The organism is Micromonospora sp. NPDC002717 (assembly GCF_040295705.1).
Classification (GTDB): Bacteria; Actinomycetota; Actinomycetes; order Mycobacteriales; family Micromonosporaceae; genus Micromonospora.
This window is the reverse complement of sequence record NZ_JBEOVW010000014.1, coordinates 85,468-104,982: the sequence shown is the minus strand read 5'-3', so window position 1 is coordinate 104,982 and position 19,515 is coordinate 85,468. Positions and strand designations below refer to the sequence as shown.

The window sequence follows — 19,515 nt, the reverse complement described above, 5'->3', positions numbered from 1 at the left end:
CGGCCGATCATTACTGCTAACCTTCGCTGCATAGTCATGCGGAGGTGAGTATGGGTATCCGAGTCGCGGTAGCGGGGGCGAGCGGCTACGCCGGGGGCGAGCTGATCCGCCTGGTCGCCGGGCACCCGGAGTTCGACCTGGTCGCCGCTACCGCGCACAGCCAGGCCGGGCACCGGCTCGACGTCGTGCACCCGCAGCTCGCCGGCCTGGACCTGGTCCTCGGCGAGACGGACGCGACGGCGCTGGCCGACGCGGACCTGGTCTTCCTGGCCCTGCCGCACGGCCAGTCGGCGGCCCTGGCGGCCCAGCTCCCGCCCGAGGTCCGCGTCGTCGACCTCGGCGCCGACCACCGGCTCGCCGACCCCTACGCCTGGGCCAACTACTACGGCGGCCCGCACGCCGGGCAGTGGACCTACGGCCTGCCCGAGCTGCCCGGCCAGCGGGAGCTGATCGCCGGCGCCACCCGGGTCGCCAACACCGGCTGCTACGCCGCCGCCATCACCCTCGCGCTCGCCCCGCTGATCGCCGCCGGCGCCGCCGACCCGGCCGACGTGGTGGTCGTCGCGGCCTCCGGCACCTCCGGCGCGGGCAAGGCGGCCAAGCCGCACCTGCTCGGCAGCGAGGTGATGGGGGACCTGTCGCCCTACCGCGTCGGCACCCACCAGCACGTGCCGGAGATCAAGCAGGCCACCGGGGCGACCGGCCTGTCGCTCACCCCGGTGCTCGCGCCGATGCCCCGGGGCATCCTGGCCACCGTGACCGCCGTGCCGGCCCGGGGCGTGGACCCGCGGGCGGTGCTCGCCGAGGCGTACGCGGACGCGCCCTTCGTGCACGTGCTGCCCGAGGGGACCTGGCCGCACACCGCCGCCACCCTCGGCTCCAACTCCTGCCACCTGCAGGCCACCGTCGACGTCGACACCCGCCGGACCATCGTGCTCAGCGCGCTGGACAACCTCGGCAAGGGCGCCGCCGGCCAGGCCGTGCAGAACGCCAACCTCATGTTCGGCCTGCCGGAGACGACGGGCCTGTCCGTCTGGGGGATCGCACCATGAGCGTCACGACTCCGCGGGGATTCCGGGCGGCCGGGGTGGCCGCCGGGCTCAAGGCCAGCGGCGCGAGCGACGTCGCGCTGGTCGTCAACGACGGCCCGGACGCCGGGGTCGCCGCCGTGTTCACCGCCAACCGGGTCAAGGCCGCGCCGGTGCTCTGGACCCAGCAGGTGGTCCGCGGCGGCGTCGTCCGCGCCGTGGTGCTCAACTCGGGCGGGGCCAACGCGTGCACCGGCCCGGCCGGCTTCCAGGACACCCACGCCACCGCCGAGCACGCCGCCGCCGCGCTCACCTCGGCCAGCCCCCGGCTGATGCTCGGGGCCGGCGACGTGGCGGTCTGCTCGACCGGCCTGATCGGCGAGCGGCTGCCGATGCAGAAGCTCCTCCCCGGCGTACGCGCCGCGATCCGCGGCCTGTCCCGCGACGGCGGCCCGGCGGCCGCCGAGGCCATCATGACCACGGACACCCGCCCCAAGACCACGGTGGCGCGGGGCAGCGGCTGGACCGTCGGCGGCATGGCCAAGGGCGCCGGCATGCTCGCCCCGGCGATGGCGACCATGCTCTGCGTGCTGACCACCGACGCGGTGGCCGGGCCGGAGGCCCTCGACGCCGCGCTGCGCGAGGCGTGCCGGGTCACCTTCGACCGGATCGACTCCGACGGCTGCATGTCGACCAACGACACGGTGCTGCTGCTGGCCAGCGGCGCGAGCGGCATCGCGCCGACGCCGGCCGAGCTGACCGCCGCGGTCACCGCCGCCGCGCACGACCTGGCCCAGCAGCTCGTCGCCGACGCCGAGGGCGCCACCAAGCAGATCGCCGTCGACGTGGTCGGCGCGGCGAGCGAGGACGACGCGGTCGAGGTGGGGCGGTCGGTGGCCCGCAACAACCTGGTCAAGACCGCGCTGTTCGGCAACGACCCGAACTGGGGTCGGATCCTCGCCGCCGTCGGCACCACCGCCGCCGCCTTCGAGCCGGACGCGGTCGACGTCGCGGTCAACGGCGTCTGGGTGTGCCGCTCCGGCGCCGCCGCCGAGGACCGGTCGAAGGTCGACCTGACCGGGCGGGACGTCACCATCCGGATCGACCTGCACGCCGGCGACGCCGAGGCCACGATCTGGACCAACGACCTCTCCCACGCGTACGTACACGAGAACTCGGCCTACTCGACATGAGCCTCACCACCGACCTCACCCGCGCCCAGGCCAAGGCCGCCACGCTGATCGAGGCCCTGCCCTGGCTGGCCCGCTTCTCCGGCTCGACCGTCGTGGTCAAGTACGGCGGCAACGCCATGGTCGACCCCGAACTGCAACGGGCCTTCGCCGCCGACATGGTCTTCCTGCGCTACGCCGGCCTGAAGCCGGTCGTGGTGCACGGCGGCGGCCCGCAGATCTCCGCCATGCTCGGCCGGCTCGGCATCGCCAGCGAGTTCCGGGGCGGCCTGCGGGTCACCACCCCGGAGGCGATGGACGTGGTCCGGATGGTGCTCGTCGGCCAGGTGGGCCGGGAGCTGGTCGGGTTGATCAACGCGCACGGCCCGTTCGCGGTCGGCCTCTCCGGCGAGGACGCGGGCCTGTTCACCGCCGTGCGGCGGCCCGCGTACGTGGACGGGGAGCCGGTCGACGTCGGGCAGGTCGGCGACGTCGAGTCGGTCGACGTCTCGGCGGTCACCGACCTGATCGCGGCCGGGCGGATCCCGGTGATCTCCACGGTCGCGCCGGACGCCGACGGCGTGCTGCACAACCTGAACGCCGACACCGCCGCCGCCGCGCTCGCCGTCGCCCTCGACGCCCGCAAGCTGGTCGTCCTCACCGACGTGCCCGGCCTCTACGCCGACTGGCCGGACACCGGCAGCCTGGTCAGCGAGATCACCGCCGACGAGCTGGCGAAGCTGCTGCCGTCGTTGTCCAGCGGCATGGTGCCCAAGATGGAGGCCTGCCTGCGGGCCGTGCGGCAGGGGGTCCCCGCCGCGCACGTGGTCGACGGCCGGGTCGCCCACTCCACGTTGCTGGAGGTCTTCACCTCGGAAGGGTTCGGAACCATGGTCGTGAGCGCGAGGAGTGAGCTTGCGAGCCCCGCAGTCGCGAACAAGGAGGGCACCGTGAGCGCGAGGAGTGAGCTTGCGAGCCCCGCAGTCGCGAACAAGGAAGGTTCGGTCCCGTCATGAGCACGCTCGTCGAGCGCTGGTCGCAGTCGATGATGGACAACTACGGCACGCCGCCGCTGGCCCTCGTCTCCGGCTCCGGCGCCGTCGTGGTCGACGAGGCCGGCCGGGAGTACGTCGACCTGGTCGGCGGGATCGCGGTCAACGCCCTCGGCCACGCCCACCCGGCCGTGGTGGCCGCCGTGTCGAAGCAGGTCGCCACCCTCGGGCACGTCTCCAACCTCTACGTCGCCGAGCCGCCGGTGGCCCTGGCCGAGCTGTTGCTGGCCCTGGCCGGCCGGTCCGGCCGGGTCTTCTTCGCCAACTCGGGCGCGGAGGCCAACGAGGCGGCGTTCAAGCTGTCCCGGCTCACCGGCCGCACCCACGTGGTCGCCACCCGGGGCGGCTTCCACGGGCGGACCATGGGCGCGCTGGCGCTGACCGGCCAGCCGGCCAAGGCCGACCCGTTCCGCCCGCTGCCCGGCGACGTCAGCCACGTCGACTACGGCGACGTCGCCGCGCTGGAGGCGGCCGTCACCGACGCCACGGCCATGGTGATCCTGGAGCCGGTGCAGGGCGAGAACGGCGTCGTGGTCCCGCCGGCCGGCTACCTGGCCGCCGCCCGGCGGATCACCGCCCGGCACGGCGCGTTGCTGGTGCTCGACGAGGTGCAGACCGGCATCGGCCGCACCGGGCACTGGTTCGCCCACCAGGCCGAGGGCGTCGAGCCCGACGTGGTGACCCTGGCCAAGGGGCTCGGCGGCGGGCTGCCCCTCGGCGCCTGCCTGGCCTTCGGCCGGGCCGCCGACCTGCTCGGCCCCGGCATGCACGGCACCACGTTCGGCGGCAACCCGATCAGCTGCGCCGCCGCCCTGGCGGTGGTGGGCACCATCGCGCACGAGGGGCTGCTCGACCACGTCAAGCGGATCGGCGAGCGGCTGCGCCGGGGCATCGAGGCGCTCGGCCACCCGCTGGTCGACGGCGTACGCGGCGCGGGCCTGCTGCTCGGCGTGGTGCTCGCCGCGCCCGTGGCGAAGGTGCTCGCCGAGGCGCTGCGGGAGACCGGCTTCCTGGTCAACCCGGTGCAGCCCGGCGTGGTACGGCTCGCCCCGCCGCTGATCCTGACCGCCGCCCAGGCCGACGCCTTCCTGGCCGCTCTGCCCGCGGCGCTCGACGCGGCCTCCCCGGCCGCCGCCGGCACCACCCCGGTCGTTGCCGGCGAGAGCCCGGCCGCCGCGACCACCGCGACCACGACGGAGACGAGCGCATGACCCGGCACTTCCTGCGGGACGACGACCTGACCCCCGCCGAGCAGTCGGCCGTGCTCGACCTCGCGGCGCGGATGAAGGCCGACCGGTTCGGCCACCGGCCGCTGGCCGGCCCCCGGTCCGTGGCGGTGCTGTTCGACAAGCAGAGCCTGCGCACCCGGTTCTCGTTCGACGTCGGCATCGCCGAACTCGGCGGGCACCCCCTGGTGGTGGACACCCAGGTCACCCACTTCGGGCGGGGCGAGACCCTCGGCGACGCCGGGCGGGTCCTCTCCCGCTACGTCGCGGCGATCGTGCTGCGCACGCACGGCGACGACCGGATCGCCGAGGTCGCCGACGCCGCGACCGTGCCGGTCGTCAACGCGCTCACCGACGGGTTCCACCCCTGCCAGCTCCTGGCCGACCTGCTCACGATCCGCGAGCACTGCGGCGGCACCGCCGGCCGGACCCTGGCGTACGTCGGCGACGCCGCCAACAACCTGTCCCACTCGTACCTGCTGGCCGGGGCGACCGCCGGGATGCACGTGCGGGTCGCCGGGCCGGCCAACTTCGGCCCCGACCCGGAGGTGCTCGCCCGGGCCGAGAAGATCGCCGCAGGCACCGGCGGCTCCGTGCAGGCGCTGACCGACCCCGTCGCGGCGGTGGCCGGGGCCGACGTGGTCGCCACCGACACGTGGACCTCGATGGGTCAGGAGTCGGACGGCCTGGACCGGATCACCCCGTTCCTGCCGTACCAGGTCAACGCCGCGCTGCTGGGCCACGCCGCGCCCGACGCGATCGTGCTGCACTGCCTGCCCGCGCACCGGGGCGAGGAGATCACCGACGAGGTGCTCGACGGCCCGCACAGCGCCGTGTTCGACCAGGCGGAGAATCGGCTGCACGCCCAGAAGGCGTTGCTGACGTTCCTCCTCGGGGCCGCGCCCGCCGCCCCGGACGCGGCGGCGCCGGGCGCCGCCGCGACCAGGGAGACTCCATGACCGCCCCGTTGACCCGCGCCGCCCGCCACGCCCGCCTCGTCGAGCTGATCCGCGACAAGGCGATCCACTCGCAGACCGAGCTGGCCGACCTGCTCGCCGGCGACGGCATCCAGGTCACCCAGGCCACCCTGTCCCGCGACCTCAAGGAGTTGGGCGCGGTGACCGTACGCGGCGGCGACGGGCGGGCCGTCTACCTGATCCCCGAGGACGGCCACCGGCCGCTGCGCGACGCCGAGGCGGCGCCGGCCCGGCTGGTCCGGCTGCTGCGGGAGCTGCTCAACGGGGTCGACTCCAGCGGCAACATCGCCGTGCTGCGCACCCCGCCGGGCGCAGCCCACTACCTGGCCAGCGCGTTGGACCGAGCGGGCCTGCCCGAGGTCGTCGGCACCATCGCCGGCGACGACACCATCCTCGTCGTGGCCCGCGAGGCCGTCGGCGGGGCCGCGCTCGGCGACAAGCTCGCCGGCTGGGCCCGCCGGGAAGAGAACGTTGAAGGGAGCACCACACCATGACCGAGCGGGTCGTTCTTGCCTACTCCGGAGGGCTCGACACCTCCGTCGCCATCCCGTACCTCGCCGAGCAGACCGGCGCCGAGGTGATCGCGGTCGCGGTCGACGTCGGGCAGGGCGGCGAGGACCTCGACGCCATCCGGCAGCGCGCCCTGGACTGCGGCGCGGTCGAGTCCGAGGTGGTCGACGCGCGCGACGAGTTCGCCGCCGAGTACTGCCTGCCGGCCATCCGCGCCAACGCGCTCTACATGGACCGCTACCCGCTGGTCTCCGCGCTGTCCCGGCCGCTGATCGTCAAGCACCTGGTGGCCGCGGCCCGCAAGCACGGCGGCACCATCGTGTCGCACGGCTGCACCGGCAAGGGCAACGACCAGGTCCGCTTCGAGGTCGGCCTGGGCGCGCTCGCGCCCGACCTGAAGATCATCGCGCCGGCCCGGGACTTCGCCTGGACGCGGGACAAGGCGATCGCCTTCGCCGAGGAGAAGGGGCTGCCGATCGATGTGTCGGCGAAGTCGCCGTACTCCATCGACCAGAACCTGTTCGGGCGCGCCGTCGAGACGGGCTTCCTGGAGGACATCTGGAACAGCCCGATCGAGGACCTGTACTCGTACACCGCCGACCCGGCGCAGGAGCGCGACGCCGACGAGGTCGTGATCACCTTCGACGCCGGCGTCCCGGTGGCGATCGACGGCGAGACCGTCACCCCGTACCAGGCGATCCTGGAGCTCAACCGGCGCGCCGGCGCCCAGGGCGTGGGCCGGCTCGACATGGTCGAGGACCGCCTCGTCGGTATCAAGAGCCGCGAGGTGTACGAGGCGCCCGGCGCGATCGCGTTGATCACCGCCCACCAGGAGCTGGAGGCGGTGACCGTGGAGCGGGACCTGGCCCGGTTCAAGCGCGGCGTCGACCAGCGCTGGGGCGAGCTGGTCTACGACGGCCTCTGGTTCTCTCCGCTGAAGAACAGCCTGGACGCGTTCATCGACGACGCGCAGCGGCACGTCAGCGGCGAGGTGCGGCTCGTCCTGCACGGCGGCCGGGCCACCGTCACCGGCCGGCGCTCCGAGGCCAGCCTCTACGACTTCGGCATGGCCACCTACGACACCGGCGACACGTTCGACCAGTCCCTGGCCAAGGGATTCGTCCAGCTCTGGGGCCTGCCGAGCAAGATGGCCGCCGCGCGGGACGCCCGGCTGGGCGGCTGAAGATCGTGGGCACCACAATGGGCGGCGTGGACGACAAGAGCCTGACCGAGAACAGCGCCGCCACCAACCGCACCAGCCTCTGGGGCGGCCGGTTCGCCGGCGGCCCCGCAGAGGCCCTGGCACGGCTGTCGGTGAGCGTGCAGTTCGACTGGCGCCTCGCCCCGTACGACATCGCGGGTTCCCGGGCGCACGCCCGGGTCCTCGCGGGCGCGGGCCTGCTCGACCCGGAGGAGCTGGGCCGCATTCTCGCCGCCCTGGACGACCTGGAGGCCGCCTGCGCCTCGGGGCAGTTCCGCCCCACCGTCGACGACGAGGACGTGCACACCGCGCTGGAGCGCGGGCTGCTGGAGCGCCTCGGCAGCCTCGGCGGCAAGCTGCGCGCCGGCCGGTCCCGCAACGACCAGGTCGCCACCGACCTGCGGCTCTACCTGCGCGACCACGCCCGGGGCGTGGCGTCGCGGCTGGTCGAACTGGCCGAGGCGCTGGTCGAGCAGGCCGGGCGGCACGTGGACACCGCCGCGCCGGGGATGACCCACCTCCAGCACGCCCAGCCGGTCACCTTCGGGCACTGGCTGCTCGCCCACGTGCAGCCGCTGCTGCGCGACCTGGAACGGCTGCGGGACTGGGACCACCGCACGGCGATCAGTCCGCTCGGCGCGGGCGCGCTGGCCGGTTCCGGCCTGCCGCTGGACCCGGTGGCCGTCTCCAAGGAGTTGGGCTTCCGCACGTCCTTCGCCAACTCCATGGACGCCGTGGCCGACCGGGACTTCGTCGCCGAGTTCCTCTTCGTCACCGCGATGGTCGGGGTGCACCTGTCCCGCCTCGGCGAGGAGGTGGTGCTCTGGACGTCGCAGGAGTTCGGCTGGGTGGAGCTGGACGACGCCTTCGCCACCGGCTCGTCGATCATGCCGCAGAAGAAGAACGCGGACATCGCCGAGCTGGCCCGGGGCAAGTCCGGCCGCCTCGTCGGCGGGCTGATGAGCGTGCTCACCATGCTCAAGGGCCTGCCGATGACCTACGACCGGGACATGCAGGAGGACAAGGAGCCGGCCTTCGACGCGGTCGACACCCTGGAGCTGCTGCTGCCGGCGCTGGCCGGGATGATCTCCACGATGACCGTCCGGGTGGACCGCCTCGTCGCCGCCGCGCCGGTGGGCTTCTCGCTGGCCACCGAGGTGGCCGACTGGCTCGTCCGCCGGGGCGTGCCGTTCCGCGACGCGCACGAGATCACCGGGAAGCTGGTTGCGCTCTGCGTGGCCCGGGACTGCGCCCTCGACGAGGTCTCCGACGCCGACCTCGCGGCGGTCAGCGAGCACCTCGACCCGTCCGTGCGGGACGTGCTCTCGGTCCGGTCGGCGCTCGCCGCCCGGACCACCCCCGGCTCGACCGGTCCCGGCCCGGTCGCCGACCAGCTCGCCGCCGCCGCGGACAAGCTGGCCGGCTGGCGGGAGTGGGCCGCCGAGCGGGTCGTGCCGCGCTGAGTGCGTGACCCCGCGCGGCGCGACATGCGCCGCGCGGGGCTCAGGCCGTCGGCCGCTCCCGCTTCGGCAGCTTCGCCACCACCGCGTCGTACGACCCGTCGACCGCCTCGGTCAGCTCCTCGTCGTCGATCCCGCCGGCCAGGCGCAGCGTGTTCCAGCCGGAGCGCCCGATGTACGCCGAGGCTCGCGCGTCGCCCGGGTGCCGGTGCAGCCACTCGTCGGCGATCTCCCGGCTCGGGCCGCACTTCACCCCGACCGTCGGGTCGTCGCCGCCGGCGGAGCCGAGGAAGGCGAAGATCCGGCTGCCGACCTTCACCACCTCGTCGCCCTCCCACGGCTGGTCCAGCCAGGCGCCCGGCTTGCCCAGGCAGTACGCCAGCATCTCCTCGCGCGTCATCGCGTCCTCCTCGACAACGGTCCCGCGCCCAGTCTGGCCCATCGGGGGCGTCAGTCGGTGGTGGCGGTGCGGGCGGAGAGGCGCTCGAAGCGCTGCTTGGCGGCCTGCGCGCTGCCCAGCCCGAGCCCGTACGCGATCTGCTGCCAGGTCAGCCCGCGGCCACGGGCCAGCGTCAGCAGCCCCGCCTCCATGGCGTCGACCTCGGCGCGCAGGTGCGGCACGAGGGTGAGGGCCGCGACGAGGTCCGCGTCGTCGACCCGCTCCTCTCCGGGCTCCACCTCCGCCCCGCCGGCGGCGAGCGCCGTGACCAGCGCGACCGCCTCGTAGGTGTCCGGGACGTAGGGGTTGGTGTGGCGGCGGCGGCGCGTCTCGGTGCCGGCGTGCCGCTCGGTGATCCGGTGCAGCGCGTCGTACGTGCGGTGCGCCCGGGCCCGGCCGGCGTCGGGCGTGGTGAAGGAGTCGGTCATGGCCCGACCCCATCACATCAACGATTGCTTGTCAACGAGTTGTTGATACGCCGAGTGGTCGAGCGCCGGAACGAGGCGGCGTCGCGGCGGGATAGGGTCGGGTCCGTGGTGGCGTCCTCCGACCGCCGCCCCGCCGACCTCGCGGGGCTGGCCGACCTGCTCTCCGGGCCCGTGGTGCCGGCCGCGCGCGGCCTGCTCGGCTGCCGGCTCGCCGCCGGCGGCGTCACCGTCCGGATCACCGAGGTCGAGGCGTACGCCGGCACGGCCGGCGACCCCGCGTCGCACGCCCACCGGGGCCGCACCCCGCGCAACGCGGTGATGTTCGGGCCGGCCGGGCACGCCTACGTCTACTTCACCTACGGCATGCACTGGTGCATGAACGTGGTCACCGGGCCGGACGGGGAGGCGTCGGCCGTGCTGCTGCGCGCCGGCGAGGTGGTCGACGGGCTCGACGTCGCCCGGGCCCGGCGCACCGCCGTACGCCGGGACGTCGACCTCGCGCGCGGGCCCGCCCGGCTCTGCGCGGCGCTGGGGATCGACAAGGGTGTCTACGGCCGCTACCTGCTCGGCGACGGCCCCGTCCGGCTGCGCCCGGCCGACCGGCCGGTGCCGGCGGACTCGGTGGCCGCCGGCCCGAGGGTGGGCGTGACGGGGGCGCACGACGTCCCCTGGCGGTTCTGGATCGCCGGCGACCCCACGGTGAGCGCCTACCGCCGGCACGTCCCGCGCAGCCGCTGAGCCTCCGCTCGTCCCGCTCGCCGGCGTGACGGCGCCCACCGCGGTCGCCTCCGCCCGTGGAATAGTTGACTCGTCAAATATGTTGTGCGGTGCGATACGGGAACCGCACCGGCCCCGGCCGGACAACGCGAGGAGCTGGTCATGCAGTTCGGAGTCTTCACCGTCGGCGACGTCACGGTCGACCCGACCAACGGTCGCGAGCCGACCGAGCATGAGCGGATCAAGGCGATGGTCACCATCGCGCTGAAGGCCGAGGAGGTCGGCCTGGACGTCTTCGCCACCGGCGAGCACCACAACCCGCCGTTCGTGCCGTCGTCGCCCACCACCATGCTGGGATTCATCGCGGCCCGCACCGAGCGCCTGCTGCTGTCCACCTCGACCACGCTGATCACCACCAACGACCCGGTGAAGATCGCCGAGGACTACGCGATGCTCCAGCATCTCGCCGACGGCCGGGTGGACCTGATGATGGGGCGCGGCAACACCGGGCCCGTCTACCCGTGGTTCGGCCAGGACATCCGCAACGGCATCCCGCTCGCCATCGAGAACTACGACCTGCTGCGCCGGCTCTGGCGCGAGGACGTGGTCGACTGGAAGGGCCGCTTCCGCACCCCGCTGCAGTCGTTCACCTCGACGCCGCGCCCGCTCGACGGCGTGCCGCCGTTCGTCTGGCACGGCTCGATCCGCAGCCCGGAGATCGCCGAGCAGGCGGCCTACTACGGCGACGGCTTCTTCGCCAACCACATCTTCTGGCCGAAGGAGCACACCCAGCGGATGGTCGGGCTCTACCGGGAGCGGTTCGCGCACTACGGCCACGGCTCCGCCGACCAGGCCATCGTCGGGCTGGGCGGGCAGGTGTTCATGCGGCGCAACTCGCAGGACGCCGTGCGGGAGTTCCGGCCGTACTTCGACAACGCCCCCGTCTACGGGCACGGCCCGTCGCTCGAGGAGTTCAGCGCGCAGACCCCGCTGACCGTGGGCAGCCCGCAGCAGGTCATCGACCGTACGCTGGGCTTCCGTGACTACGTCGGCGACTACCAGCGCCAGCTGTTCCTCATGGACCACGCCGGCCTGCCGCTGAAGACCGTGCTGGAGCAGCTCGACCTGCTCGGCGAGGAGGTCGTTCCGGTGCTGCGCAAGGAGTTCGACTCGCTGCGCCCGGCGCACGTGCCCGAGGCGCCGACGCACGCGTCGCTGCGGGCCGCCGCCGAGCAGGCCGGGGCGGGCACGGAGGCCGGCCGATGACCCGCCGCACCCTCGCCGTGGTGTCGGCCGGGCTCGGTCAGCCCTCGTCGACGCGACTGCTCGCCGACCAGCTCGCCGCGGCCACCCGCGACGAGCTGGCCCGGCGGGGCGACGACGTGGACGTGCGCCCCGTCGAGCTGCGCGAGCACGCCCACGACATCGTCAACCACCTGCTCACCGGCTTTCCGCCGCCCGCCCTGCGGGAGGTGCTCGACACGGTCACCGGCGCGGACGGGCTGATCGCCGTCACGCCGATCTTCAACGCGTCGTACAACGGGCTGTTCAAGTCCTTCTTCGACCTGGTCGACTCGGGCGCGCTGGCGGACCGGCCGGTGCTGGTCGGCGCCACCGGCGGCACCGCCCGGCACTCGCTCGCCCTGGAGCACGCCCTGCGGCCGATGTTCGCCTACCTGCGGTCGGTCGTGGTGCCCACGGCGGTCTTCGCCGCGCCCGAGGACTGGTCCGACGGCGGCGCCGACGGTGCGCTGCGCGCGCGGATCGCCCGCGCCGGGGGCGAGCTGGCCGACCAGATCCACCGGCGCCCGCCGGCCGCCGGCCCCGCCGACCCCTTCGCCCTCACCACCAGCTTCGAGGAACTGCTCGGGGGCCGGGACCACTGACCGCCGCCGACCCGCCGGCCCGTCGTGGGCCGGCGGGTCCGCGCCGGCTCAGCGGGCGTGGCCGTACGGGTGGGCGACCAGCACCGGGCAGCGCGCGTGCTGCACCAGGGCCTGGCTGACCGAGCCGAGCAGCATCCCGGCGAACCCGCCCCGGCCCCGCGAGCCGACCACCACCAGCGCCGCCTCGCCGCTCGCCTCGATCAGCGCCTGCTCCGGCTTCTCCGCCCGGAGCACCCGCTCCTCGACGGCCAGCCCGGGGTGGCTGCCGCGCACCGCCGCCCCGGCGGTGGCCAGCAGCTCGGCGGACTCCGCGTGCGCGGCGGCCGGCGTCCCGGCCACCTCGTCCGGCGTCCGGCGCTCCCCGTCCGGCGGTCGGACGTGCGCCAGCACCAGCCCGACCCCGCGCCGGGTCGCCTCGTCGGCGGCGTACCCGACGGCCAGTTCGGCGGGCTCCGAGCCGTCCACCCCGACCAGCACCGGCCCGTCGACCGGGATCGGTTCCTCGGCCGGGCGGACCACCAGCACCGGGCAGTGCGCGTGCGCGGCCACCTGCGTGCCGACCGAGCCGAGCAGCAGCCCCGCGAAACCGCCCAGGCCGCGGCTGCCCACCACCACCAGCTCCGCCCGCCGGGACTCCTCGACGAGGGTCGCGCCCGGCCCGCCGGCGACCTGGCGCACCTCCACGGCCAGCCCCGGCCAGCGGTCCACCAGGTCGGCGGCCGTCTGCTCCAGCATCTTCTGCCCCTGCTCGGTCGGCGCCGGCAACCCCAGGTCGTACGGGTTGACCGGCACGCCGTAGCCGAGCGGATGCAGGTAGCCGTGCACCAGGTGCAGGGGGCGGGACCGCAGCACGGCGGCCCGGGCGGCGTGCTCCGCCGCCACCAGGCTCGACGGCGATCCGTCCACACCCACCACGACGGGTCGATTCATCAGCTCTCCCAGAGGTCGATCAGGTCATTGTCGACGCGGCTCCACCGGCGCACCCGGATTTCCCCGACGCGCCACCCACCGAACCGGACCTGTCACCACGCCCGCCGGCCACCCGGTGAGGCCCGGTGTGGCGGCTGTCCACGCTGTGCCCGCGCACCGGCCTTCCACCGGGTCCCGTCGCGCCGGCCGGGGGAGCGGCCGACGCGACGGGAAGGGTGGTGGCCGGGAAGGTCGGGACGCGTCGGCCCGCTACGGGTGCCGCACGATCGCCAGCGGGGAGTGCGCGTGGTGCAGCACGGCGTGGCTGACGGAGCCGAGCAGCAGCCCGCTCAGTGGGCCCCGCCCGCGCGCCCCGACGACCACCAGCTGGGCCGCCTTCGACTCGTCGACCAGCACCCGGGCCGGGGAGCCCCGGACCAGCCGGTGCCGCACCGGCACGTCCGGGTAGCGTTCGGCGAAGCCGGCGACGGACTCGGCGAGCGCGCGCTCCTCCTCCGCGGCGTAGGCGTCCAGGTCGTACACCAGGGGCAGGATGTCGCCCGGACCGACCGGCGAGGGGTAGAGCCAGGCCTGCACCGCGAGCAGCGGGGCGCCCCGGTGGGACGCCTCCTCGAAGGCGAACGCGACGGCCTCGGTGGAGTTCGCGGAGCCGTCGACGCCCACCACCACCGGACCGTCGGCGCGCGGCTCGCCGCGCACCACGAGGACCGGGCACAGCGCGCGGGCGGAGACCTGCACGGTCACCGAGCCGATCAGCAGCCCGGCGAAGCCACCCAGACCGCGGTGCCCGAGCACCACCAGCGCGGCGTCCCGGGACTCGTCGAGCAGGACGGGGGTCGCCGCGCCGTCGACCACCACGCCGGTGACCGCCACCTCGGGGGCGGCCTTGCCGGCCTCGGCGATCGCCTCGGCGACGTACCGCTCGGCCTGGTTGCGCAGGCCGGCACCGGCCGGCGCGCCCGGCGCCGGGTCGACCGGGACGCGGGTCAACGGCCAGATGAAGGCGTGCACCACCCGCAGCGGACGCTGTCGCTGCGCCGCCTCCCGCGCCGCCACCCGGACCGCGTCCAGTGCGGCGGCCGAACCGTCCACACCCACCACGACGGGGGCACCGGTGTTGATGGCCATGATTCCTCCTTGTTCACCTTCATCCTGCTCTGCCCGAACGCTACCGGTCAGAGGCGCTCGTCCCGGCCGTCGGGACCTTGGTCCCGATCCGCCGCTCCGACGGTCACGGCCGGGTCGCCCGCCGCCCGCGTGCCCTGGCCGGGCCCGCCGACCAGGGCTGGCGTGACCGCGTCGTGCGGCGCGGTGCCCGACGACGACCCGGCGGCGGGGTCGACCGGTCGGCGGGCCAGCCGCAGCACCAGCCCGGGCAGCACGCTGACAGCGGCGCAGGCCAGCAGCTCCACCGCGCCGAGCGGCTCCGTGCCGAGCAGTTCCCGCAGCGGGGGCAGCAGCACCCCGGCGATCTGGAGCAGCGCCGAGACCGCCACCGCGACCGGCAGCGCGCGGTTGCCCTGCCGGACGCCGCGCGGTCGCGGCGCGCGGACCGCGAGCGCCACCCCGAGCTGGGCCAGGCCGAGCACCACGAAGACCACCGACTGCCAGGGCCGCTCCCAGTGCGCGGCGAGCACGCCGGCGCCGAGCACCACGGCGGCGATCAGGGCGCCGGTGACCAGCACGTCCCGGCCCAGTCCCGCGCCGAGCACCGACTCGGTGGGGGAGCGGGGCGCCCGGCGCAGCGTGCCCGGCTCCGCCGGCTCCGCGCCCAGCGCCACGCCCGGCACGCCGTGGGTGAGCAGGTTCACCCACAGGATCTGGGCCGGCAGCAGCGGCACGGCCAGCCCGAACAGCGGACCGAGCAGCATCACCGCGATCTCGGCGACGCCCCCGGAGAGGGCGTAGCGCAGGAACCGCCGGATGTTGTCGTAGATGCGGCGGCCCTCGCCGATCGCCGCGGCCACGGTGGACAGGTCGTCGTCGACGAGCACCAGGTCGGCGGCCTGCCGGGCGACCTCCGTGCCGCCGCCCATCGCCACGCCGATGTCGGCGCGGCGCAGTGCCGGAGCGTCGTTCACCCCGTCGCCGGTCATCGCCACCACGTGGCCCCGGGACTGCAGCCCGGCGATGATGTCGAGCTTCTGGTCCGGCTGCGTACGCGCGAACACCCGCGCCTGCGGGTGCGCCCGCGCCGGGTCGCCGTCGTCCCCGCGTACCAGCGGGTCGCCCTCGTGCCACAGCCCGAGCTGGCCGCCGATGGCCGCGGCGGTCGCGGGGTGGTCGCCGGTGACCAGCACCAGCCGGACCCCGGCGTCGTCGAGGCTGCCCGCGATGTCGGCCGCGCCCGCGCGCAGCGGGTCGCCCACGGCGACCAGCCCTACCGGCCGCAGCCCGGTCGGCCGGGCGGGGTCCGCCGGCGGCGCGTCGGCCACGGCGGACGCGACCGCGAGCACCCGCAGCCCCTCGGCGGCCAGCCGGTGCGCGGCGGCCGACAGCTCGGCGATCTCCTCGTCGGAGGCGTCGACCAGCGGCGCGACCAGCACGTTCTCCGGCGCGCCCTTGCACACCACCAGGTACCGGCGGTCGCAGGAGCGGTGCACCGTGGTCATCCGGCGCAGCTCCTGGTCGAAGGGGTGCTCGGCGACCCGGGGCCAGGCGGCGCGGGTGGTCTCCGGCTCCAGCCCGCAGCGGGCGGCGAACGCGACCAGCGCCGCCTCCAGCGGGTCGCCCACCGCGGCCCACTCCGGCCGCTCGTCGGTGGGCGGCGCCAGCGTGGCGTCGTTGCAGAGCAGCCCGGCCCGCGCCAGGCGGCGCAGCTCGTCCGGTACGGCCACCGGCTCGCCCCCGTGGTGCACGGTCCCCCGCGGCGCGTAGCCGGTGCCGGTGACGCCGTAGCGGGCGCCGTCGGCGGTGACGGCGTGCTGCACCGCCATCCTGCCCTCGGTGAGGGTGCCGGTCTTGTCGGAGGCGATCACGGTGACGGAGCCGAGCGTCTCCACCGCGTGCAGCCGCCGGGGGATCGCCCGCGCCCCGGCCATCCGGCGGGCGCCGAGGGCCAGGGCGAGGGTGACGACCGCCGGCAGCGACTCGGGCACGGCCGCCACCACGAGGCTCACCGCGGTGACCGCCATGTCGACGACCGGCCGCCCGCCGACCACGCCCACGACGAACACCAGCCCGGAGAGCAGCACCGCGGCGAAGCCGAGGATCCGGCCGAGCCCGGCGAGACGGCGCTGCAACGGGGTGGCGGCGGGCCGGGTGGACGCCACCAGGGCCGTGATCCGGCCGAGCGCGCTCGCGGCGCCGGTGCGCACCACCGTGCCGGTGGCCCGCCCGGTGGTGACCACCGTGCCCGCGCTGGCCTCCTCGCCGGCGTCCCGTCCCACGGGCACCGACTCGCCGGTCAGCGCCGACTCGTCGAGGGTCAGCCGGGCGGCCTCGGCCAGGAGCAGGTCGGCGGGGACCACGTCGCCGGCCTCGACCCGCACCAGGTCGCCCCGGACCAGGTCGGCGGCGGGCAGGACCAGGTCCCGCCCGTCGCGGACGACCCGGGCGGTGGGTGCCGCGAGCTGGTCCAGCGCGGCGATCGCACGGTCGGCGCGGACCTCCTGCACCACGCCGATGGCGGTGTTCACCAGCACGACCAGCACGATCACGGCGGTGTCCGGGTAGTCCCGCAGCACGGCGGTGACCACGGCGGCGGCCAGCAGCAGCGCCACCAGCGGGTCGGTGAGCTGGTGCAGGACCCGGGTGGCCAGGTGCCGGCGGGGCGGCGCGACCGCCGCGTTCGGACCGTCGGCCCGCAGGCGGGCGGCGGCCTCCGCCGAACTGAGCCCGGTCGCCGGCCTGGTCGAGGTGTCAACGGGCACGGCTGGGCCCCCGTCCTCGCCGTTCCCCGGACGTTCCCACATCACCCTCCGCCCTGCCGCGGCGCCGTCCCGGCGCATCGTCCCGGTTCCACCCTGGCTCCGCCGGTGACGGGCCGACCAGGGCAGTTCGCCCGCGCGGCCCGGGACCAACGGCCCTGTCGCCAACGGACACGGCGCGGTGTACTGGGAGATAGGACGACCGACCGTCGCAGGGCCCGCGCCGCGCCCTCCCGACGAAAGGGGCACCCGCATGACGACACTCGACGTGCTCCGCGCGCACCCGTTCCTCGCCGGCCTGCCCGAGCCGTGGCTGCCCCGGCTGGCCGGATACGCCCGGCCGGTGGTGTGGCATCCCGGGCACCGGCTGTTCCGGGCCGACCAACCGGCGGAGCGTTTCTGGCTGGTCCGCGCCGGCCAGGTGGCGCTCGACTTCCCGGTGCCCGGTCGGGGCGACGTGGAGATCGAGACGATCGGTCCGGGCGGGGTGCTCGGGTGGTCGTGGCTGTTCCCGCCGTACCGCTGGCAGTTCGGGGCGGTGGCGGCGCAGCGCAGCACGGCGGTGGAGTTCACCGCCCCGGGGGTGCGCCGGCTGATGGAGTCCGACGACGCGCTCGGCCGGCAGCTCACCACCCGCTTCATGAGCGTGGTGGTGGACCGGCTGCACGCGGCCCGGGGTCGGCTGCTCGACCTGTACGGCTATCCCGCGGTCGCCCCGCCCGCGGCCTGATCACCGTCGACGGCCGCCGCCTTACCTGTCGGGCCAGTGCGCGGCTGCGGCGGCGGAGAGGAACGCCCGGGCGCGGCGCCGCAACGCCGCCCAGTCGCCGACGGCGACCTCGGCGGCGTCGACCAGGGCGCCGCCCGCACCGACGGCGACCGCTCCGGCCGCCGCCCACTCGGCCACCGACTCCGGCCGCACGCCGCCGGTCGGCGCAAGCGGCACGTCGGGCAGCGGGGCGAGCAGTTCTCGGAGGTACGGCGGGCCGGCGACGCCGGCCGGGAAGAGCTTGACCAGGGCGGCGCCGGACGACCAGGCGACGTCGACCTCGGTGGGGGTGAACGCGCCGCAGACGACCGGCAGCCCGGCCGCCTTCGCCTGCGCGAGCACCTCGACCCGGGTGGTGGGCGTGACGAGGAACTCCGCGCCGGCGTCCCTGGCCGCGGTCACCTCGGCGGGGGTACGCACGCTGCCGACGCCGACCCGGCACGAGCCGGCCAGCTCGCCCCGGAGCGTCGTGACGGCGTCGAGCGCCCGGGGCGTGGTGAGCGTGACCTCGATGCTATCCAGTCCCGCCTCGGCCAGTTCCCGGCCGGCGCGGACCGCTGCGCCGGGCTCGGACAGCCGGATGATGGCGATCACCCGGCCGAGAGGGACGGCGTCCCGCGTCTCGTGCCCTGATGACATGCCGGGCCCTCTTCTCTCTGGAACCGTCTCCCGGGATGTGGCAACGTATCCCGCATTATGCATGACACTCACCATAGTGCCGCTGGAGCGGCCTGGGAAAGTAGCGGTCCGGTGGCCGACGGGGGCCAGTTTCTCGCCTCGGCGTCCGGGCTGGAGATCGTCGGGTTGGGCGAGGCGATGGCCCTGTTCCAGCCGCCGCCCGGCCAACTGCTCGCCGACACCGCGACCCTCGAGGTGCACGTCGCGGGGGCCGAACTGAACCTCTGCACGGCCGCCGCGCGGCTCGGCGTCCGCGCGGCGTTCTGCAGCCGGGTCGGCGCGGACCCGCTCGGCACCCGGGTGCTCACGGTGGCGGCGGCCGCCGGCGTGGACACCTCGCTGGTGACCGTCGACCCGGCACACCCGACCGGCCTGTTCGTCAAGGACGCCCGGCCGGACGGGCGTCGACGGGTCTACTACTACCGGGGCGGATCGGCGGCGGCGCACCTCGACGCGTCCGACGCGGCGAGGCTGCTCGCCGCCCGGCCGCGGCTCGTCGCCGTCTCCGGGATCACCCTCGCCCTCGGCGCGGCCCCCCGGGCGGCGGTCGAGGCGGTGCTGCGCGCCGCCCGGGGTCGGGGCGTCGCGGTCGCGTTCGACCCCAACCTGCGCCCCGCGCTCGGCGACGTCGGCCGGCAGGCCGGTGCGGTGCGGGCGCTGCTGCGGTACGTGGATGTCCTGCTGCTCGGCACCGACGAGGCCGGGCCGGTCCTGGGCGTACGGGACCCGGACGACGCGGAGGAGGTCTTCGCCGCCGCGGCCGCCGCGGGTGTCGGCGAGACGGTGCTCAAGGCCGGCGCGGACGGCTGCCACCACGCCGGACCGACCGGGGCCCCGGTGCACCTGCGGAGTGCGGCGACCACGGTGGTGGATCCGGTCGGGGCCGGCGACGCCTTCGCCGGCGGCTACCTGGCCGGCCGGCTGCGCGGCGCCTCGCCGGCCGCCGCGGCCGGGTTGGGCAGTGCCCTCGCCGCCGGTGTGGTGGCCCGGGCCGGCGACACCGCCGGCCTCCCGGAACGCGCGGCCGCCACCGACCTGCTGCGCCGGGCGCTCGCCGGCTGATGCCGCTGGGCCGGACCTCGCCCGACCATCCCGACCGCCCGGACGGGGGTTTGACGAACATGCAACCCGTAGTGTGGAATCTACTTCCGTAATGTGGCAGACAATGGTGAGGGG

General features: G+C 75.5%; 19 protein-coding genes. 13 read left to right on the top strand and 6 right to left on the bottom strand.

The window, feature by feature from the left end; translation table 11 throughout:
- Positions 1-50: 50 nt before the first annotated feature.
- Genes argC through argH form a run of 8 tightly spaced genes read left to right on the top strand, consistent with a single transcriptional unit; the run spans position 51 to position 8,626 of the window.
- Positions 51-1,052, top strand: coding sequence for an N-acetyl-gamma-glutamyl-phosphate reductase (argC, locus tag ABT006_RS21425; protein ID WP_350708889.1), 1,002 nt, complete (start codon positions 51-53; stop codon positions 1,050-1,052).
- Entirely contained in the window at positions 1,049-2,221 is a 1,173-nt protein-coding gene (gene argJ, locus ABT006_RS21420) for a bifunctional glutamate N-acetyltransferase/amino-acid acetyltransferase ArgJ (RefSeq protein ID WP_350708887.1), read from the top strand. The genes argC and argJ overlap by 4 nt, the downstream gene beginning before the upstream one ends.
- Positions 2,218-3,213: an acetylglutamate kinase gene (gene argB / locus ABT006_RS21415; protein WP_350708886.1), complete on the top strand. Its 996-nt coding sequence runs from the start codon at positions 2,218-2,220 to the stop codon at positions 3,211-3,213. The genes argJ and argB overlap by 4 nt, the downstream gene beginning before the upstream one ends.
- Positions 3,210-4,460 carry an acetylornithine transaminase gene (locus tag ABT006_RS21410; protein WP_350708885.1) on the top strand — a complete coding sequence of 417 codons (1,251 nt, stop codon included), beginning with the start codon at positions 3,210-3,212 and terminating at the stop codon, positions 4,458-4,460. The genes argB and ABT006_RS21410 overlap by 4 nt, the downstream gene beginning before the upstream one ends.
- The gene (argF, locus tag ABT006_RS21405) at positions 4,457-5,434 is read left to right on the top strand and encodes an ornithine carbamoyltransferase (protein WP_350708883.1); all 978 of its coding nucleotides are present in this window, start codon (positions 4,457-4,459) and stop codon (positions 5,432-5,434) included. The genes ABT006_RS21410 and argF overlap by 4 nt, the downstream gene beginning before the upstream one ends.
- On the top strand, positions 5,431-5,946 hold the full coding sequence (locus ABT006_RS21400) for an arginine repressor (RefSeq protein ID WP_350708881.1): 516 nt from the start codon (positions 5,431-5,433) through the stop codon (positions 5,944-5,946). The genes argF and ABT006_RS21400 overlap by 4 nt, the downstream gene beginning before the upstream one ends.
- The gene (locus ABT006_RS21395; protein ID WP_350681736.1) at positions 5,943-7,145 is read left to right on the top strand and encodes an argininosuccinate synthase; all 1,203 of its coding nucleotides are present in this window, start codon (positions 5,943-5,945) and stop codon (positions 7,143-7,145) included. Before ABT006_RS21400 ends, ABT006_RS21395 begins: the two co-directional genes overlap by 4 nt.
- 17 nt (positions 7,146-7,162) lie before the next feature.
- Positions 7,163-8,626, top strand: coding sequence for an argininosuccinate lyase (gene argH, locus ABT006_RS21390; protein ID WP_350709060.1), 1,464 nt, complete (start codon positions 7,163-7,165; stop codon positions 8,624-8,626).
- A 40-nt stretch (positions 8,627-8,666) separates the two neighbouring features.
- Here the strand turns inward: argH and ABT006_RS21385 are convergent, their stop codons facing one another.
- On the bottom strand, positions 8,667-9,023 hold the full coding sequence (locus ABT006_RS21385) for an MmcQ/YjbR family DNA-binding protein (RefSeq protein WP_350708879.1): 357 nt from the start codon (positions 9,021-9,023) through the stop codon (positions 8,667-8,669).
- A 50-nt stretch (positions 9,024-9,073) separates the two neighbouring features.
- Positions 9,074-9,490: a DNA-binding protein gene (locus ABT006_RS21380; protein ID WP_350708878.1), complete on the bottom strand. Its 417-nt coding sequence runs from the start codon at positions 9,488-9,490 to the stop codon at positions 9,074-9,076.
- Positions 9,491-9,598: 108 nt separating this feature from the next.
- Here ABT006_RS21380 and ABT006_RS21375 point away from each other — a divergent pair, with 108 nt between their 5' ends.
- From ABT006_RS21375 to ABT006_RS21365, 3 genes are all read left to right on the top strand, one after another.
- Positions 9,599-10,228 (top strand): DNA-3-methyladenine glycosylase, encoded by a 630-nt coding sequence (locus ABT006_RS21375; RefSeq protein ID WP_350709058.1) that lies wholly within the window; start codon positions 9,599-9,601, stop codon positions 10,226-10,228.
- Positions 10,229-10,369: 141 nt separating this feature from the next.
- On the top strand, positions 10,370-11,473 hold the full coding sequence (locus tag ABT006_RS21370; protein ID WP_350708876.1) for an LLM class flavin-dependent oxidoreductase: 1,104 nt from the start codon (positions 10,370-10,372) through the stop codon (positions 11,471-11,473).
- On the top strand, positions 11,470-12,093 hold the full coding sequence (locus ABT006_RS21365) for an FMN reductase (RefSeq protein WP_350686777.1): 624 nt from the start codon (positions 11,470-11,472) through the stop codon (positions 12,091-12,093). Before ABT006_RS21370 ends, ABT006_RS21365 begins: the two co-directional genes overlap by 4 nt.
- A gap of 48 nt (positions 12,094-12,141) precedes the next feature.
- On the opposite strand, the gene ABT006_RS21360 is transcribed toward ABT006_RS21365, so the two are convergent.
- From ABT006_RS21360 to ABT006_RS21350, 3 genes are all read right to left on the bottom strand, one after another.
- Entirely contained in the window at positions 12,142-13,023 is an 882-nt protein-coding gene (locus ABT006_RS21360; RefSeq protein ID WP_350708874.1) for a universal stress protein, read from the bottom strand.
- A 249-nt stretch (positions 13,024-13,272) separates the two neighbouring features.
- Entirely contained in the window at positions 13,273-14,151 is an 879-nt protein-coding gene (locus ABT006_RS21355; protein ID WP_350708872.1) for a universal stress protein, read from the bottom strand.
- A 47-nt stretch (positions 14,152-14,198) separates the two neighbouring features.
- Positions 14,199-16,937, bottom strand: coding sequence for a cation-translocating P-type ATPase (locus tag ABT006_RS21350; RefSeq protein ID WP_502891012.1), 2,739 nt, complete (start codon positions 16,935-16,937; stop codon positions 14,199-14,201).
- 208 nt (positions 16,938-17,145) lie between these two features.
- Between ABT006_RS21350 and ABT006_RS21345 the strand changes: the two genes are divergently transcribed.
- Positions 17,146-17,622 carry a cyclic nucleotide-binding domain-containing protein gene (locus ABT006_RS21345; protein WP_350708868.1) on the top strand — a complete coding sequence of 159 codons (477 nt, stop codon included), beginning with the start codon at positions 17,146-17,148 and terminating at the stop codon, positions 17,620-17,622.
- A gap of 21 nt (positions 17,623-17,643) precedes the next feature.
- Here ABT006_RS21345 and ABT006_RS21340 read toward each other — a convergent pair whose 3' ends face one another.
- A complete protein-coding gene (locus ABT006_RS21340; RefSeq protein ID WP_350708866.1) occupies positions 17,644-18,300 on the bottom strand; it encodes a bifunctional 4-hydroxy-2-oxoglutarate aldolase/2-dehydro-3-deoxy-phosphogluconate aldolase in 657 nt (218 codons plus the stop codon).
- Between the two features lie 111 nt (positions 18,301-18,411).
- Here ABT006_RS21340 and ABT006_RS21335 point away from each other — a divergent pair, with 111 nt between their 5' ends.
- A complete protein-coding gene (locus tag ABT006_RS21335) occupies positions 18,412-19,401 on the top strand; it encodes a sugar kinase (protein WP_350708864.1) in 990 nt (329 codons plus the stop codon).
- Positions 19,402-19,515 lie beyond the last annotated feature (114 nt).

Bases quoted from the DNA above. Each gene is read 5' to 3' on its own strand.
- argC (WP_350708889.1), top strand. From the start codon at position 51: ATGGGTATCCGAGTCGCGGTAGCGGGGGCGAGCGGCTACGCCGGGGGC.
- argJ (WP_350708887.1), top strand. From the start codon at position 1,049: ATGAGCGTCACGACTCCGCGGGGATTCCGGGCGGCCGGGGTGGCCGCC.
- argB (WP_350708886.1), top strand. From the start codon at position 2,218: ATGAGCCTCACCACCGACCTCACCCGCGCCCAGGCCAAGGCCGCCACG.
- ABT006_RS21410 (WP_350708885.1), top strand. From the start codon at position 3,210: ATGAGCACGCTCGTCGAGCGCTGGTCGCAGTCGATGATGGACAACTAC.
- argF (WP_350708883.1), top strand. From the start codon at position 4,457: ATGACCCGGCACTTCCTGCGGGACGACGACCTGACCCCCGCCGAGCAG.
- ABT006_RS21400 (WP_350708881.1), top strand. From the start codon at position 5,431: ATGACCGCCCCGTTGACCCGCGCCGCCCGCCACGCCCGCCTCGTCGAG.
- ABT006_RS21395 (WP_350681736.1), top strand. From the start codon at position 5,943: ATGACCGAGCGGGTCGTTCTTGCCTACTCCGGAGGGCTCGACACCTCC.
- argH (WP_350709060.1), top strand. From the start codon at position 7,163: ATGGGCGGCGTGGACGACAAGAGCCTGACCGAGAACAGCGCCGCCACC.
- ABT006_RS21385 (WP_350708879.1), bottom strand. From the start codon at position 9,023: ATGACGCGCGAGGAGATGCTGGCGTACTGCCTGGGCAAGCCGGGCGCC.
- ABT006_RS21380 (WP_350708878.1), bottom strand. From the start codon at position 9,490: ATGACCGACTCCTTCACCACGCCCGACGCCGGCCGGGCCCGGGCGCAC.
- ABT006_RS21370 (WP_350708876.1), top strand. From the start codon at position 10,370: ATGCAGTTCGGAGTCTTCACCGTCGGCGACGTCACGGTCGACCCGACC.
- ABT006_RS21365 (WP_350686777.1), top strand. From the start codon at position 11,470: ATGACCCGCCGCACCCTCGCCGTGGTGTCGGCCGGGCTCGGTCAGCCC.
- ABT006_RS21360 (WP_350708874.1), bottom strand. From the start codon at position 13,023: ATGAATCGACCCGTCGTGGTGGGTGTGGACGGATCGCCGTCGAGCCTG.
- ABT006_RS21355 (WP_350708872.1), bottom strand. From the start codon at position 14,151: ATGGCCATCAACACCGGTGCCCCCGTCGTGGTGGGTGTGGACGGTTCG.
- ABT006_RS21350 (WP_502891012.1), bottom strand. From the start codon at position 16,937: ATGTGGGAACGTCCGGGGAACGGCGAGGACGGGGGCCCAGCCGTGCCC.
- ABT006_RS21345 (WP_350708868.1), top strand. From the start codon at position 17,146: ATGACGACACTCGACGTGCTCCGCGCGCACCCGTTCCTCGCCGGCCTG.
- ABT006_RS21340 (WP_350708866.1), bottom strand. From the start codon at position 18,300: ATGTCATCAGGGCACGAGACGCGGGACGCCGTCCCTCTCGGCCGGGTG.